Below are 14,862 nucleotides of genomic sequence, written 5' to 3' on the forward strand. Positions count from 1 at the left end.
CCCCCCCCCCCCGCGCACCCCCCCCCCCCCCCACCCCCCCCCCCCCCCCCCCCCCCCCCCCCCCCCCCCCCCACCGCCCCCCCCCCCCCCCCCCCCGCTTCGCCTTTTCCTCACCTTCGGGGTCGATCCGCCAGATGCCGGCGACGACGAGGACGAGGTCATTGCCGGTCAGTCCGAGCACCGAGGCGCGCCGCTCCTCGGCTCCTCCCCCGTCCTTCGAAATCTCCCGGTGGATGTGTCTCCGCTGCAGACCGGTGTGGGGCTGGCGGAGGTCACCTCGTTCGGCAAGTACCTGGGCGGGAGCCCGACGAACGTCGCGGTGGCGGCGGCCCGGTACGGACGATCGGCCGCGGTGATCACCAAGACGGGCCGTGACCCGTTCCGTGCGTTCGTGCGGCAGGCGCTGACCGGGTACGGGGTGGACGGCTCGTTCGTGGGGGTGTCGGACATCGCGCCGACGCCGGTGACGTTCTGCGAGATCTTCCCGCCGGACGACTTCCCCCTGTACTTCTACCGGCTGCCGAAGGCGCCGGACCTGGACATCCGCGCCGACGAGCTGGATCTGGACGCGGTGCGTCGAGCCCGGGTCTTCCCACGGCTGGGTACGCGCCACCTGGGACTCCCAGGACGTCGACGACCGGCTGCCCTTCGAAGGACTCAACTTCGCCGTCCTCGGTCTGTGCGTGGCGCTCGCCGCGGTCCGGACCGCGGTCCGGACCGGTTCGGTCCAGCCCGGCACCCGCCGCGGCATGGAGCTGAAGGCCATCGCCGCCGCCGTCGTCGGCGGGGTCGCGCTGTCCGGCGGTCGCGGCAGCGTCCTGGGCACGGTCCTCGGCGCGGCCCTCATCCTCACCGTGCAGGACATCCTGCTGCTCGGTGGTGCGCCGGGCTTCTACCTGGACCTCTTCGTCGGTCTGATCATCGTCGCCGCGGCCTTCTTCAACCGCATGATCGAGGGGAAGGCGAAGTGAGCGCCGCCGAGGCCGTCGCCGGAAACGGAGCAACCATGTCCCCCACCGCCACCGCGGAGCGCACCGGCGAGGTGCTACTGGAGCTGTCCGGCATCACCAAGCGGTACGGAGCCAACACCGTCCTGGACGACGTCAGCTTCACGATCCATCAGGGTGAGGTCGTAGGTCTGCTCGGCGACAACGGCGCCGGCAAGTCGACGCTGGTCAAGACCATGTCCGGGCGTGGTCACCGCCGAGGAGGGCGACTACCTGTGGCGCGGCGAGAAGCTGACCACGCTCAACCGTCAGGAGACCGAGAAGCGCGGTGTCGAGACGATCTTCCAGGACTCCGCCCTGGTGCCGTCCATGACCATCACCCGGAACATCTTCATGGGCCGTGAACTCACCAATCCCCTGGGGTTGCTGAGGCTGAGGAAGATGGACGAGATCGCCGCACAGATCCTCGACAGCGTGGTCACCATCGAGGGCATCAAGAGCCCTCGGCAGTTGGTGGGTTCGCTCTCCGGCGGTCAGCAACAGGCCGTGGCTATCGCCCGCGACTACCTGCTCCAGTTGAAGCGGGAGGGCGTCAGCTCGGTGCTGGTCACCCACAACCTGCACCACGCCTTCCAGATCTGCGACCGGCACATCGTGATGAACCACGGGCGCAAGATCCTCGACGTACGCCGTGAGGACACCAGCGTCGAGGAACTCACCGCCGCCGTCGTGGAAGGCCCCGAGGGTCTGCGCCGACACCGCGAGGGCAAGCCCCTCGCCTGAGCGACCTCCGACTTCGACAGGCTCTTTCACCGGCGACGAGGCCGGTTCTGCCCCACGCCAGGGGCAGAACCGGCCTCATGTTTTCGCGACAGGAACGCTCACAGGCACTTCATAGGTATGGCATGGACATGTAACGTCTGCCAGGCCCGTCACGTGCGTACGCCTTCGGCACGCGCGCCACACTGACTGCGGCTGGAGACGATCTTGCGAAGATCCAGGACAAGAAGATCCAGGACAAGAAGTTCCAAGACCATCGGAATCCTCCTCACGGCCCTCCTCCTCTCCCTGACGGCACCCATGGCCTCCGCGGACACGGGAAACGGAAAGTCCGGGCTGGTCGTCGTGACCGACGGTACGAATCCCGGCGCGAAACCCTTGAAGAAGGGAGCCGCCAAGCCCATAACCCCCAAGGCGCGGAAGAGCCGCGTCCAGAAGGAACTACCAGCGGAGATACGGAAGCGCAACACCTACGCGCAACGGGAACGCACCGAACCCCGGTTAACGGGTGACTTCCCGAGCGACAGCATGACCAAGTGCTGGAACGCCCCCTATCCGGCGGGAAAGACCACGGTGATCCTCGATCACTTCATGTGGTGCATGCACCGGCGCGCGTACTTCCACTTCTTCGAGAACTGCCAGGGGCCACCTCCCGGAAACGGCTGCGTCGAGGTGGGGAACATCAACTTCCGCATCGGTGTCATGGGGCACGGATACCAGGACAAGGACGACCCCACCGCCCGGAAGGTCAAGTACTGGATGATGCTGGATGATCCGGTTCCGTTCGGCCGGGTCGACTACGCCGCGACGGTCTCCTTCACCGGTGTCTGCACGACGTACACGTCGGGTGCGCCCTGTCAGGCCGCTGCGGGAAACGGGCGCACGGACACGGTGCAGGGGTGGATGGAAGCGGGGTACGCCGACTGGGAGTACACCTCTCCAGCGGGCACCAACACCAGCCCCGACAAGATAGCGTTCTTCGATTTCGACCTGACGGGGACCCTTCTTGCGGGGCGGTACCCCTCCGTTTCCCCGGTCATCCTCCCGGGCGAGACCGGGTTCAGGTGCGACACCGCCAGGTACCAGAAGTGGCCGGTCGGCAGGCAGTCGTACGGATGTGTCTTCGACGGTGTCCGCTCCATCTGGACGTTCAGGGCCGAACCCGACGTGGCACAGACGGCGAAACACGTCTGGACGGCCCAGTTCAAGCCCAACCTCACGCGTCCGCCGTCCGTTCAGGACAAGGACATGCCCGGCTCGATACAGAGTGATCGGCCGTTGTCGAGACTCGCCGGCGCGGCGGGGACCCCGGAGGACAACACCCACACGGCGAACCGGAACAAGGCCATCGCCACCTGCCGGACCAACTTCGGGTCGCAGTACAGCCGGAACAGCACGCGGGACTGCGACGAGTACCCTATGGCCTCGACCAATCAGGGAGCCTGGGCCGGATCCAATGATCCGGACGTGGAGACGCACCACTACTCCGTCCGTCCGCTCAAGAAGGAGGACAACCAGGCGGCGGGACGGCTCCTGGAGGAGTTCTACCGGACCGAACGCGTCATCAACACCGACGAGTTCTTCGTGGACGTGGTGGCGGCCGACGGAGGCAAGTACCCCGGTCTTCAAGAGCCCGAGGGCTTCTCGTCGCCGATCGTCGACCGGCAGTGCGACCTGCGACAGCCGGTGGTCTCCAACACGCAGAAGACCGCCCCTCCGGAACAGACGTTCCTCGACTACGCGAAGACCACTCCGGACGGATGGACGGGCGGGGACTCGACGTTCTCCGTCAAACTCCCCGACGGCCGGGTCCTCTTCCTCTTCTCGGACACGTTCCTCGGTCCCCTGAACAGCGACGGAACCCGGCCCACCAGCGCCCCGCTCGTCAACAGCACCTTCGTCCTGAAGGACGGGGACAAGCTCACCACACTGCGCGGCGGAACCAAGACGGTGCCTCGGGGACTCATGACCCCCGCAGCCGACAAGCACTGGTACTGGCTGGGCGACGGGCTGATCCACAACGAAGGCGGCACCAACTACCTGCAAGTCGTCTTCCAGGAGTACTACAAATTCGGCCCCGGGGACTGGGACTTCAAGCACAAAGCGAACTTCGTGGCGTGGTTCTCCCTGAGCGACCTCACCACCACACACGGCCACGAGCCCCTCTACGTCGACCCGCTCCCCTCGACTCCGGGCGTGGGCTGGGGTTCCGCCATCCTGCCGGCCAGTCGCAGCGGTGACGGCTACACCTACGTCTACGGCGTGGACGACGCCCCGACCAACAAGAAGATGCGTGTCGCCCGCGTCAGGGGAACCGACCTCACCGGCGACTGGGAGTACCTCAACCCCGGCGCCGGCGGCTGGATGAAGAACGAGAAGGAGGCTGCGAACGTCTTCACGGGCATCGCCAACGAGTACAGCGTCACGCCCTGGTACGGCGGCTTCACCGTGGTGAGCCAGACCAGCACGGAAGCCTTCAGCGGCGAGATCCGGGCTTCGGTGTCCTGCTCACCGCACGGCCCGTGGCAGCTGGAGACGCTGGTGTACCGGATGCCCGAGCCGGGGCCGTACGGCAGCTATGCCGACCCCACCATCTTCTCCTACAACGCCCACATCCACGACACGCTCTCAGCCGAGACGGGGCCGTTCACGCTGTCCTACAACGTGAACAGCTTCGACAACAAGGTGGCCACGGACGCCCACCACTACCGCGATCCCAGCATCTACAAACCGCGGTTCGTGCGCTTCTCCATGTCACCGACCGGCGGAACTCTCGCGCCGCCCCGGGCAGGCCGACCGTGACGGCGGCTCTCACCGCCCCGGCCACAGCTGGATGACCCAGACCTCCAGAGGGTCCTCGTGCGGGCCCTCTGGAGGGAACTCCGCGAGCGCCGTCTCGACCGGCGGGTGATCGCGTCCCCGGCAGGTGACCCGTATCCGGTGGTCCCCCTCCGGGACGGGCAGACTCCCGTACTCGCGGCCGTCCAGGTCGAAGACACCCAGGGCCCCCTCCAGCCGCCCGTGGAAGGTGCGTTCGTAGTCCAACGGCCCTTCCGGGAGGGCCGGTTGCTCGCTCCAGAGCTCGAAGCGCACCAGCGGATGGAAGTCGTTGGCACTGGAGGTGAGGCTCAGCCCGTCGCCCGGCACCATGACGAGGTCGTCCTGCTCCGGGACCGCCTCGAAGACCATCGGCCCGACTTGGATCGTGCTGTAGGAGACACGCGGTCGCACGTCGACACTGCCTACCAGAGTGGACACACCACCTCCCTATCACACGGAGAGGCTCCCCGCCGAGAGCGGCGGGGAGCCGTGAACGCCGTACGACGGTCCGGGGTTTACCGGACCGCGGCCACCTCCTTGGCGCCGTTGCGGCGGACCCGCTCGCGGACGAACGAGATCGCGACCACCAGCGCGGCGACGAGCACGGAGAGCAGGACCTGGCTGCGGCCACCGCCCTCGCTGTCGTCGGTGAGCATGTAGAGGAGCACGAAGGCGATCATCCCGATCGTCGCCCACGTCAGATACGGGAACAGCCACATCCGGACGACGAGCTTCTCCGGGCTCTCGCGCAGGATGATCCCGCGCATGCGCAGTTGCGAGAAGCAGATGACCAGCCACACGAAGAGCGCGACCGCGCCCGAGGAGTTCAACAGGAACTGGAAGACCGTGTCGGGCCACAGGTAGTTGAAGGCGACCGCGACGAAGCCGAAGACCACCGAGGCCAGGATCGCGGTCTGCGGGACGCCACGGGCGTTCGTGCGGACGAAGGACTGCGGGGCGTCGCCGCGCTGGCCGAGGGAGAAGGCCATCCGGGAGGCGGTGTAGAGGCCGGAGTTGAGACAGGACAGCACGGCGGTCAGCACGATGAAGTTCATGATCTGCCCGGCGTGCGGGATGCCGATGGTGTCTAGGGCCGCCACGTACGAGCCGTTCTTGGCGATCGAGGGGTCGTCCCACGGCAGCAGCGCGAGCACGACGAGGATCGAACCGACGTAGAACACGCCGACCCGCCAGATCACGCTCCTGGTGGCCTTGGCGACGGCCCGCCGCGCGTCCGGGGACTCACCGGCGGCGAGCGTGACGATCTCGCTCCCCATGAAGGAGAAGACGACCAGCAGGATGCCGGTGAGGATCGCGCCGGGGCCGTTGGGCAGGAAGCCGCCGTGTGCGGTCAGGTTGTCGAAACCGGTGGAGGCGTGGTCGGAGCCGGGCAGCACACCGAAGGTCGCCAGGCCGCCGAGGATGATGAAGCCCGAGATGGCGACGACCTTGATGCCCGCGAACCAGAACTCGAACTCGCCGAAGGACCCGACCGAGGCCAGGTTCGTGGCGGTGAGCACCACCATCACGATCAGTGCCCAGGCCCACTGCGGTACGGCCGGCACCCACCCCTCCAGGATCACGGCACCCGCGGTCGCCTCCACGGCGAGCACCACGACCCAGAAGAACCAGTACAGCCAGCCGATCGAGAACCCGGCCCAGCGACCGAGCGCCCGGTCCGCGTAGGCGGAGAAGGAGCCGGAGGACGGGTTGGCCGCGGCCATCTCGCCCAGCATCCGCATGACGAAGACGACCAGAGCACCGACGAGGACGTACGACACCAGGATGCCGGGCCCGGCGGCGGCGATACCGGAGGCGGAGCCCACGAAGAGACCGGCACCGATCACCCCGCCGATGGCGATCATCGACAGATGGCGGTTCTTGAGACCGGCTCGCAGGCCTGGCTGCTCCGGAGGCCGGCCACCGGCGGGCGGAGTGCCGTCGGGGGGCAGAGAATCGAGGGGACGTGTAGTCATGTCGACATCCAGTGAGTGGTGGGGAGGGCCACGGGGAGTGGCTGCCCGGATCGACGGATGAGTCGGGCATGCATGGCCCTGGCGTTCCCGAAAGCGTTCACAGCCGCGGAGCGCTCCGTCTCCTTGTGGGAGGTGAGCCGCGTCACTTACGGAATTTGATTTGCGCAAGCGTATGGGGGCTCAGGGGGCGCGGTGTTTGTTCCGGAGGACAAACTCGCCCTCGATGGCTGTCCGGCCGGCCAATGCGGAGTCGGTTTCAGCCGGTGGGCGGCAGTCGCAGCTGGAGCATGGCCAGCAGCCGCTGGTCGGGACGGCTCAGATCGAGACCGGTCAGCTCCTCGGCCCGACGGATGCGGTAGCGCAGGGTGTTGGGGTGCACATGCAGCTGGGCGGCGGCCGCCCGGACGTCACCGAAGGAGTTGAGATACGCCAGCAGGGACTCGGCCAGTCGGCCCTGGTGGCGGCTGTCGTGCGCCACCAGGGCGGTCAGTCGTGGATCCCGTATCTCGGGGTGGGCGGAGAGCAGCGTCAGCATCTCGCTGACCAGTACCTCCGCCTGGATGTCCGGCAGCGCGGCGACCGCGGTGGACAGGCCGGCGCCCATCATGGCGTCGAGGATGCGATCGGCCTCCCGGCGCGACTCGGGGGCGTTCCCGAGCCCGGAGACCACACAGCCGACCGAACCGCGCAGGTGCAGGCCCAGGTGGCGGCGGGCCGCATCGGTGATGTCCTGGCCCCAGCCGCGCAGCGTGTAGGTGTCGATGCTGCGGGGCAGCTGGGGCAGGAGCACGTAGATACGGGGATCGAGCTGGGTGACCAGCGCGCTGCGGTGCCGTGCGGCGATGTGCACCGAGATCAGGTTGGTGACCTCGGCGTGGGTCAGCTCCGGTGCGCCGCCCATGTGCCCCGTCTCGGCTCCCGCGGTTCCGTAGGAGAAGCCCAGCACGGCGGCGGGGCGGGCGGCGTCGAACCCCAGGTGGGTGGCGAGCGGCTGCGGCCCGGTGCTCCCTTCCAGCAGTCCGGCCAGCAGCGTCCGGGTGAGGGTGAGGTCCTCGGAGAGCTCACGGCGACGGCGTACCAGGTGGTGTGCGGCGACCCGGGCCGCGCCCAGCAGTGCCTGCTCCGAGTGTTCGGACAGGGGCGCCGAGCCCTCCTGCACCCAGATGGTCCCCAGTTGCCGCTCCCCGGACCGGATGGCCACCGCGAGTCGACGGCGGATGCCCAGCTCCGGGTGGCTGTCGATGCCGATGACCTGGTCGCTGGAGTGCAGGTGCTGGAACACGCCCCACTCGCGCAGCTTCGCCAGATACCCCTCCGGTCCCTGCCAGCCGAGGATGGAGCGCCGCCGCAGATCGTCGATCTCGTCGGAGTCGGTGGAGCGGGAGTAGGCCAGCACCCGGTTCGCGGCGTCCTCGATACTGACGATGCCGCTGGTGAGGATGGCGGTGGTCTGGGCGAGCGAGAACAGATCGCCCTCCTCGGCCCCCTCGCCGGGGTGGCCCGGAGGCGCGTCGTCGAGGGCGGCACGGGCCAGCGCGTTCACCTGTTCCCAGCGTGCTTCGCCGCGCAGGGAGAGCAGAGCCACCCCGGCCTCGGCGGCGGTCTCACTGAGCGCCGCGGCCTGGCCGGGACCGTCCAGTTTGACCACGACGGCGGCGGCTCCGTCGCGGGCGGCGGCCCGCAGCGCGGGTAGGGCGGCGCGACCACGGGCACCGATGACGAGGACCAACTCGCCCCGCTGGGCGGTCGGAGGGTCCTCGGGGTCCAGCAGGGCAACACCTTGGATCTCGACGTCCAGCCCGGCGGGGGCGGCCTGCACCTCCACCAGCGAGTCGCCCAGCGCCATCAGCAACTGGCGCAGGCTGACGCTCGCTGAGGGTGGAGTGACCGCGGCCGGATCCATGAACGTCGCCTCTGCTGGGAAACACGCAGGTCCCTGATGCTATCCCTCCGGGGGGCGGGAACCGGCAACGCTCCGGGAACGCTTTGGTCCGAGCGACCGGTGGCACTACGGCCTGCTGCCTGCCGGCTGCTGCCTGCTGCCTGCCGGCTGCCGGCCAGCCAGACGGCGGCCCACATGGCCCGCGCGGGCCTGGTCACCCACGCCCAGCGTCACCAACACCACCCGCCGCGAGGTGGAGTGGGTCACCCGGGACATGGGGCGGATCTTCCCCGAGGAATGGGCCCAGTTCCGCGACGCCGTACCGGAACCGGAGCGCGACGGCAGTCTGGTGGACGCGTACGCCCGGATGCTCGCCGACGCCGATCCGGCCGTACGGGAACGGGCGGCGCGGGAGTGGTGCCGGTGGGAGGACGTGCACGTGTCCACCCACCCGGGGCACAAGCCCGACCCCCTTTTCGAGGACCCGCACTTCCGGCTGCGCTTCGCTCGTCTCGTCACGCACTACTGGCGGCACACCGGCTTCCTGGAGGACGGGGCGCTGCTGCGCGACGCCGGGAAGCTCGCCGGCATCCCCGGCGTGATGATCCACGGGCGTTTGGACATCAGCGGCCCCCCGGACATCGCGTGGCGGCTGGCTCAGGTGCGGAAAGACGCGGAGCTCGTGCTGATCGGCGAGGAGGCGCACGGGCTGTCGGGAAATGCCACGGCGGAGGCCGTGTTGGCGGCTACGGACCGGTTCCGGCCGGTCTAGAACACACTCATCGTTGTCGCTGTCGCCCGGGATGTGCTCGTAGGAGCTGCCCGCCCGTGCCGTAACGGCCTGGGCGGGCAGCTCCGTACCCGCGTCACACGGACAGGTCAGACCAGCGGCCACGGTGCCGCGATGAGGGCGAAGCCGGCGCATCCCATGACGGTGGTCAGGACTGTCCAGGTGCGGGCCCGCATGATGCCGACCTGGTAGCAGCGGCCGTGCCGGGTGCGGGACACCCGGCGCGGTGTGCCCCCCGCGTCAGGCGTTGAAGCGGTACGAGCCCGCTCGCGCCCGGTAGACCCCGTAGGCAGCACCGCCGGAGGTGTCGTCGCGGACGTGTACGACTCCCCGGGGCGGGGCGACCGGCTTGCCCTGCGTCGGCACCCAGATCTCGGCCTTCGTGTTGTACGGCACGGTCGGCACTCACACCGGCATCGTTCGCCGACCGGCCCACAGCAGGCAGTGCCGCGCACCGCTCTTCGGCAACCGTCGCGGTGAGCGACCCATCCCACAGCAGAGCCTTCCATCAGACTTGGTCTCACGACTTTGTCGTACGATAAAGTCCGTTGAACGGAGGCGCCGCATCCCTGAGATCGGTGCGGTTCCTCCTGACACTCCGCACGTCGCGCCCCTGCCCGCGGGGGTGCGCGCACGGACCACTCCGAGGGAGGACGGCCCTGCCATGCGTCTATTCGTGAACGAACCGGTCGAGAGGATGGGCCGGCCCTACGCCCGGCGCTGGTGGGCGCTGCTCGTGCTCTGTCTCAGCCTGCTGATGATCGTCATGGCCAACACCGCCCTGACGGTCGCGGCCCCCTCCATGACCCAGGACCTCGACCTGTCCAGCACCGACCTGCAGTGGGTCATCGACGGCTACACAGTCCCGTACGCCGCGCTGATGCTGCTGTTCGCCGCGATCGGCGACAAGTACAGCCGCCGCGGCGCGCTCATCCTCGGACTTGCCATCTTCGGCGCCGGAGCCATATGGGGCTCACTCGTCGACAGCGCGGCGGGCGTCATCACAGCCCGTGCCATGATGGGTGTCGGCGCGGCACTCATCATGCCCGCCACGCTCTCCCTCCTCGCCGCGACGTTCCCGCGCGCCGAGCGGACAAAGGCAATCACCCTCTGGACGGCCACCGCCGGTTTCGCGATCGCGGCCGGACCGCTGGTCGCGGGCATGCTCCTGGAGGGTGACAGCTGGCAGTCAACGTTTCTGATCAACGTTCCCGTGATCGCCCTCGCCATCGTCGGCACCTTCGCCCTCGTACCGCCGTCCAGGGCCACGCACATGGGCCGGATCGACTATGTCGGAGGACTGCTGTCGGTGGTGTGGATCGCCGCGCTGGTCTTCACGCTGATCGAGGTGCCGCACGGCTGGGACGCAACGTCGGTCACGGGTGCGGTGGTCGCGGGCGTGGGGATCGTGACGTTCGTTCTCTGGGAACTGCGCCATCCGCATCCTCTCGTCAACGTGCGCCAATTCGCGAACCGCGCGTTCACGGGCGCCAACGTCGCCGTCGTGTTGTTCTTCCTCGCGGTCTTCGGCGCCTTCTACTACCTCACCCAGCATCTCCAGTTCGTTCTGGGATTCAACGCGTTGGAGACCGGCGTACGCATGCTGCCGCTCGCCGGAGCGGTCTTCGCCGGCTCAGCACTGACCGGCTACCTCACTCCGCGTGTCGGTATGAAGGCCACGATCTTGGCTGGCATGGTAGGCGGCACGGCGTCGCTCGCACTTCTCACCCAGGTCGACGCATCCTCGTCGTACGGCGATTTTCTCGCGCCCCTCATCATTCTCGGGTTTTCGATCGGCATGGCGCTCTCTCCCTGCACGGACGCCATCGTCGGCGCGTTCCCGGAGGAGGAACTGGGCGTGGGCAGCGCGGTCAACGACACCTCGCAGGAACTGGGCGGGGCGATCGGCATCGCCATCCTCGGTTCGGTGCTGTCGACTTCGTACTCATCGAGCCTGTCGGACGCCACCGCGGGCAGCAAGCTCCCGGCCGATGCACTGAGCCAGGCGCAGGACTCGGTCGGCGCCGGCTACGGCGTCGCCCAGGGCATCGGCGATCAGGCTCGGAAGCTCGCGGAACAGGCAGCGAACGCGGGCAGCACCGAGCAGGCCGCGCAGTTGAAGGCACAGGCCGACCAACTCACCCAGGGAGCCCATCAGATGGCGAACGCGGTCGGCTCGTCCTTCTCAGACGCGGTGGCCCACACCAGTCTGGTGGGTGCGGCGATCCTGGGTCTGGGCACGGTGGCAGCAGCTTTCTTGCTGCCGCGCGAGGACCGTACGACAGAGGCGGGATCGGAGACTGCGGCCGCGGCCCGACCCGAGACCTCGGCCTCCTTGGAGAAGGCGACCGAGTCCATGCGTGCGAATCGGTAATGTGTTGATCACCGCACCGCTCCGTTGTTCGAGCAGCATGGGCAGGAAGGCGCGGGTCCCATTGACCACGCCATGGAAGTTGATGTCGTGGAGCCACTGGTCGTCCTCGGGGTCGGCGTCTGTCACAGTCGCGTTGACAGCCACGCCGGCGTTGTTGAACACCGCGCCCAAGCGACCCGGCATGCACCGTCGGACCTCGTCCGAGAAGGCGGCCATGTCGGATGTGCTGCGTACGTCGAGGACCCTGGACAGGGTTGGCGTGGCCAGCGACCGGGCGGTGGCAGTCAGCCCGGCTTCGTCGATGTCGGCGACGGCGACCGGGCAGCCCTGCTGGGAGAGTCGCTGTGCCAGCGCCCTGCCGATTCCCGAGGCGGCTCCAGTGATGACAACAGCCTGTAGGATGATCATCCGCTTCGGGGAGGACTCCGGCGAGGCCGGTGACGACCTCGGCAAACACCGTTGAACCGCCCTTCTGCCTCGACACCCCAGGATGCACTCGACCCACGACCTCGGCCCGGCCATCGCGACCGCCATCGCCACAGCCGGTGGCGAGAACCTCTCCGTCTGGGTGATCACCGTTGACGGCAACGCCCTCTCCACCGGCGGCAACCACCACATCCAAGTCGCTCAACGCCCGTCGCTGGTACGCGTGTTTGCACCGCTTCGATCCAGACGAGGTCGAAACGACGTCTTAGCCGTCGGCGGTTCGCCGATCTTCGAAGTACGTTGCCAAGAGCGCTGTCGTGACAGCGATGGCCAGGTCAAGCTCTTCCATGATGTCGCGACCCGACTCCAGGGTGTCCGCCACAAGTCGTTCAGCGCACCGATGATCACCATGGCGAGCGGTCTGGGCGAGGGCGCCAGACCGCCGCGGCGGAACGCCTCGTTGTCGGAGGGGCGAGCCCTGCGCTGTGTCCGGCTCGCTCAGGTGTGAAAGCCGGGCAGGGACAGGTACTTGAGCTGCTGGTACTCGTGGAGGCCTTCGGGGCCGCCTTCGCGGCCCAGGCCGGATTGCTTGATCCCGCCGAAGGGTGCGGCGACGTCGGAGACCAGGCCGCGGTTGATGCCGACCATTCCGGCCTGCAAACGGGCGGCGACCCGGCGGGCGCGGTCGATGTTGGATGTCATCAGGTACGACGCGAGGCCGTGCTCGGTGTTGTTGGCCACCGCTATGGCCTCGGCCTCGGTGGAGAACCGGTGGATGGTGGCGACGGGGCCGAAGACTTCCTCGTGCATGATCGCGGCGTCGGCGGGGACGTGGTCCAGCACGGTCGGGGCGGCGTAGTAGCCCGGCCCGTCAGGGATGTCCGCCTCGGCGATGACAACGGCACCACGGGCCACGGCGTCCTCGACGAGGTGGCGGACCTTGTCCACCGCCCGGTGGTCGGCCAGCGGACCGAGGCCGGTGTCCTCCCGGTCCGGGGGGCCCACCCGGGTGGCGGCCATCCGTTCGGCCATCGCAGCAGCAAACGCATCGGCGATCTGTTCCTGGACCAGGAATCGGTTGGCGCCGACACAGGACTGGCCGCCCAGCCGCATCTTCGCGATCATCGCTTCACGGACCGCGAGGTCGAGGTCGGCGTCGTCGAAGACCAGGAACGGCGCGTTGCCGCCCAGCTCCATCGAGGTGCGCAGCACCCGCGCACCACTCTGCTGAAGCAGCAGCCTGCCGACCGAGGTGGAACCGGTGAACGACAGCTTGCGCAGCCGGGGATCGGCGAGCAGCGCCGTGGTGACCGCTGCCGCGTCGCTGCTGGTGATCACGGTCAGGACACCTGCAGGCGCGCCGGCCTCACGGGCCAGCTCGCCCAGCACCAGGGAGGACAGCGGGGTGAGCCCGGCCGGTTTGAGCACGGCGGTGCAGCCGGCGGCGAGGGCGGCGGCGACCTTGCGGGCGGCCATGGCCAGCGGAACGTTCCACGGAGTGATCAGCAGGCAGGGCCCGACCGGCTCGGCGACAGTGACGATGTGACTCTTGCCGTCCGGGGAAGGGGTGCTGCGAGCGTGCTGGCGGACCGCCTCCTCGGCGTACCAGCGGAAATAGGCCGCGGCGTAATCGACCTCGCTCCGGGCTTCCCTGATCGTCTTGCCGATCTCCAGGGTGATGATCCGGGCCAGACGCTCACGGTGCTCGATCATGGCGTCGGTGAGCCGGTGCAGGACCGTCGCGCGGTCCCGCGGGCTGGTGAAGGCCCACCCGTCGGCGGCCGCGGCCGCCGCGTCCAGTGCACTCAACGCGTCTTGTGCGCCGCAGTCGGCGACAGTGGCTATGACTTCTTCGGTCGCGGGGTTGCGCACCTCGAAGGTGCGCCCACCGGTGGCGGGTTGCCAGTCGTGGGCGAGGAAGCCACGAGGAACGGATTCCAGGACTGCCGCCTCCCACGAGGGAACGGTAAGCATGTCAGTCATGCACATGCCCCTTTCGGTTTTGGTGATCGCAGGACGGTGTGCCACGGGAGCATGAGCGCTGGGTGGTCATACGGCGTCGCCTCCGGGAGCGGCGACTCCTACGGTGTTCTCGACCGACAGCAGGGAGTCCTGCCGTCCGGAGCCGAGCCAGCGCACCAGGGCCACCAGGCCGAGGGCGAGGACCGCGAAGGCGATGAGGATCGCGCTGATCGCGGTCACGCTGGGGTCGATCTCGAAGGTCAGTGAGTTGTAGACCTGCACCGGCAGGGTGACGGTGTCGACCGAGGAGAGGAACTGGGAGATGTAGAACTCGTCGAAGCTGGTGATGAAGGAGAAGATCGCCGCCGCGATCATCCCCGGCGCGGCGAGGGGGAAGGTGATCCGCCGGGCGATGGTCAGTCGGCCGGCGCCCATGCTGGCGGCGGCGTCCTCGAGGCGTTCGTCGATGCCGCGCAGGGTCGCGATCAGGATCAGCACCGCGATCGGTGAGGCCAGCACGGTGTGGCCCAGGGCGATGGCGATCGGGCTGCCCAGCATCGCGGCGGGCTCGAAGAACAGGAACAGCCCGAGTGCGGTGACGATCTGCGGGATGACCAGCGGTCCGAGGACCAGGGCGTAGACCGCCGAGCGCAGCGGCAGTTCGCTGCGGGTCAGGGCGGTCGCGGCGGTGACACCGATGATGAGTGAGAAGACGGTGCTGATGGCGGCGACCAGGGCGCTCAGTGAGAGGGCGGCCGGCCATTTGCTGCCGTCGGCGAACAGTGCCTTGTACCAGTTCAGCGTCCATACCTGCGGCGGGAAGTCCGCGAAGGCGTTGCTGCTGAAGGAGGTGACGAGGATGACGACGATCGGCAGCGCCAGGAACAGCAGGATCACGGTGGCGA

At 68.5% G+C, this 14,862-nt stretch carries 13 protein-coding genes and 3 pseudogenes; 8 read left to right on the plus strand and 8 right to left on the minus strand.

Features of this window, described 5'->3' with window-relative positions:
* Window positions 1-229 precede the first annotated feature (229 nt).
* The 5 genes and pseudogenes from AC067M_RS32870 to AC067M_RS32890 all read left to right on the plus strand — a co-directional run.
* A pseudogene (locus tag AC067M_RS32870) lies at window positions 230-607 on the plus strand (PfkB family carbohydrate kinase); the annotation flags it as partial.
* Window positions 608-683: 76 nt separating this feature from the next.
* Window positions 684-971 (plus strand): ABC transporter permease subunit, encoded by a 288-nt coding sequence (locus tag AC067M_RS32875; protein WP_478700703.1) that lies wholly within the window; start codon window positions 684-686, stop codon window positions 969-971.
* A 35-nt stretch (window positions 972-1,006) separates the two neighbouring features.
* Window positions 1,007-1,147: pseudogene (locus AC067M_RS32880) on the plus strand (ATP-binding cassette domain-containing protein); the annotation flags it as partial.
* A gap of 46 nt (window positions 1,148-1,193) precedes the next feature.
* Window positions 1,194-1,730, plus strand: a complete 537-nt coding sequence (locus AC067M_RS32885) for an ATP-binding cassette domain-containing protein (protein ID WP_478700688.1) — start codon at window positions 1,194-1,196, stop codon at window positions 1,728-1,730.
* Between the two features lie 297 nt (window positions 1,731-2,027).
* On the plus strand, window positions 2,028-4,529 hold the full coding sequence (locus tag AC067M_RS32890) for a DUF4185 domain-containing protein (RefSeq protein ID WP_478700689.1): 2,502 nt from the start codon (window positions 2,028-2,030) through the stop codon (window positions 4,527-4,529).
* Between the two features lie 9 nt (window positions 4,530-4,538).
* Here the strand turns inward: AC067M_RS32890 and AC067M_RS32895 are convergent, their stop codons facing one another.
* The 3 genes from AC067M_RS32895 to AC067M_RS32905 form a co-directional block, all read right to left on the minus strand.
* Window positions 4,539-4,985, minus strand: coding sequence for a hypothetical protein (locus AC067M_RS32895; RefSeq protein WP_478700690.1), 447 nt, complete (start codon window positions 4,983-4,985; stop codon window positions 4,539-4,541).
* 77 nt (window positions 4,986-5,062) lie between these two features.
* Entirely contained in the window at window positions 5,063-6,523 is a 1,461-nt protein-coding gene (locus AC067M_RS32900; protein ID WP_478700691.1) for an amino acid permease, read from the minus strand.
* Between the two features lie 256 nt (window positions 6,524-6,779).
* Complete coding sequence (locus AC067M_RS32905; RefSeq protein ID WP_478700692.1) at window positions 6,780-8,426, minus strand: PucR family transcriptional regulator; 1,647 nt, start codon at window positions 8,424-8,426, stop codon at window positions 6,780-6,782.
* A gap of 232 nt (window positions 8,427-8,658) precedes the next feature.
* Between AC067M_RS32905 and AC067M_RS32910 the strand changes: the two genes are divergently transcribed.
* The gene (locus tag AC067M_RS32910; protein WP_478700693.1) at window positions 8,659-9,177 is read left to right on the plus strand and encodes a hypothetical protein; all 519 of its coding nucleotides are present in this window, start codon (window positions 8,659-8,661) and stop codon (window positions 9,175-9,177) included.
* 107 nt (window positions 9,178-9,284) lie between these two features.
* Here the strand turns inward: AC067M_RS32910 and AC067M_RS32915 are convergent, their stop codons facing one another.
* On the minus strand, window positions 9,285-9,413 hold the full coding sequence (locus AC067M_RS32915; RefSeq protein WP_478700694.1) for a hypothetical protein: 129 nt from the start codon (window positions 9,411-9,413) through the stop codon (window positions 9,285-9,287).
* 22 nt (window positions 9,414-9,435) lie between these two features.
* Complete coding sequence (locus tag AC067M_RS32920) at window positions 9,436-9,600, minus strand: hypothetical protein (protein WP_478700695.1); 165 nt, start codon at window positions 9,598-9,600, stop codon at window positions 9,436-9,438.
* Window positions 9,601-9,859: 259 nt separating this feature from the next.
* On the opposite strand from AC067M_RS32920, the gene AC067M_RS32925 reads away from it, so the two are divergent.
* On the plus strand, window positions 9,860-11,569 hold the full coding sequence (locus AC067M_RS32925; RefSeq protein ID WP_478700696.1) for an MFS transporter: 1,710 nt from the start codon (window positions 9,860-9,862) through the stop codon (window positions 11,567-11,569).
* A gap of 60 nt (window positions 11,570-11,629) precedes the next feature.
* Here AC067M_RS32925 and AC067M_RS32930 read toward each other — a convergent pair.
* A pseudogene (locus AC067M_RS32930) lies at window positions 11,630-12,103 on the minus strand (SDR family oxidoreductase); the annotation flags it as partial.
* Between AC067M_RS32930 and AC067M_RS32935 the strand changes: the two are divergent.
* Complete coding sequence (locus tag AC067M_RS32935) at window positions 12,060-12,503, plus strand: hypothetical protein (RefSeq protein WP_478700704.1); 444 nt, start codon at window positions 12,060-12,062, stop codon at window positions 12,501-12,503. The pseudogene AC067M_RS32930 and the gene AC067M_RS32935 sit on opposite strands and share 44 nt — an antisense overlap.
* Here the strand turns inward: AC067M_RS32935 and AC067M_RS32940 are convergent.
* Both AC067M_RS32940 and AC067M_RS32945 read right to left on the minus strand, forming a co-directional pair.
* A complete protein-coding gene (locus AC067M_RS32940; protein WP_478700697.1) occupies window positions 12,494-13,978 on the minus strand; it encodes an NAD-dependent succinate-semialdehyde dehydrogenase in 1,485 nt (494 codons plus the stop codon). The two genes, AC067M_RS32935 and AC067M_RS32940, sit on opposite strands and share 10 nt — an antisense overlap.
* A 66-nt stretch (window positions 13,979-14,044) precedes the next feature.
* Window positions 14,045-14,862: ABC transporter permease (locus AC067M_RS32945; RefSeq protein ID WP_478700698.1), on the minus strand; the 818-nt coding region annotated here is incomplete at its 5' end.

This window comes from Streptomyces sp. NPDC043427 (genome assembly GCF_056436655.1).

Bases quoted from the DNA above. Each gene is read 5' to 3' on its own strand.
- AC067M_RS32890 (WP_478700689.1), top strand. From the start codon at position 2,028: ATGGCCTCCGCGGACACGGGAAACGGAAAGTCCGGGCTGGTCGTCGTG.
- AC067M_RS32925 (WP_478700696.1), top strand. From the start codon at position 9,860: ATGCGTCTATTCGTGAACGAACCGGTCGAGAGGATGGGCCGGCCCTAC.
- AC067M_RS32940 (WP_478700697.1), bottom strand. From the start codon at position 13,978: ATGACTGACATGCTTACCGTTCCCTCGTGGGAGGCGGCAGTCCTGGAA.
- AC067M_RS32905 (WP_478700692.1), bottom strand. From the start codon at position 8,426: ATGGATCCGGCCGCGGTCACTCCACCCTCAGCGAGCGTCAGCCTGCGC.
- AC067M_RS32935 (WP_478700704.1), top strand. From the start codon at position 12,060: ATGCACTCGACCCACGACCTCGGCCCGGCCATCGCGACCGCCATCGCC.
- AC067M_RS32900 (WP_478700691.1), bottom strand. From the start codon at position 6,523: ATGACTACACGTCCCCTCGATTCTCTGCCCCCCGACGGCACTCCGCCC.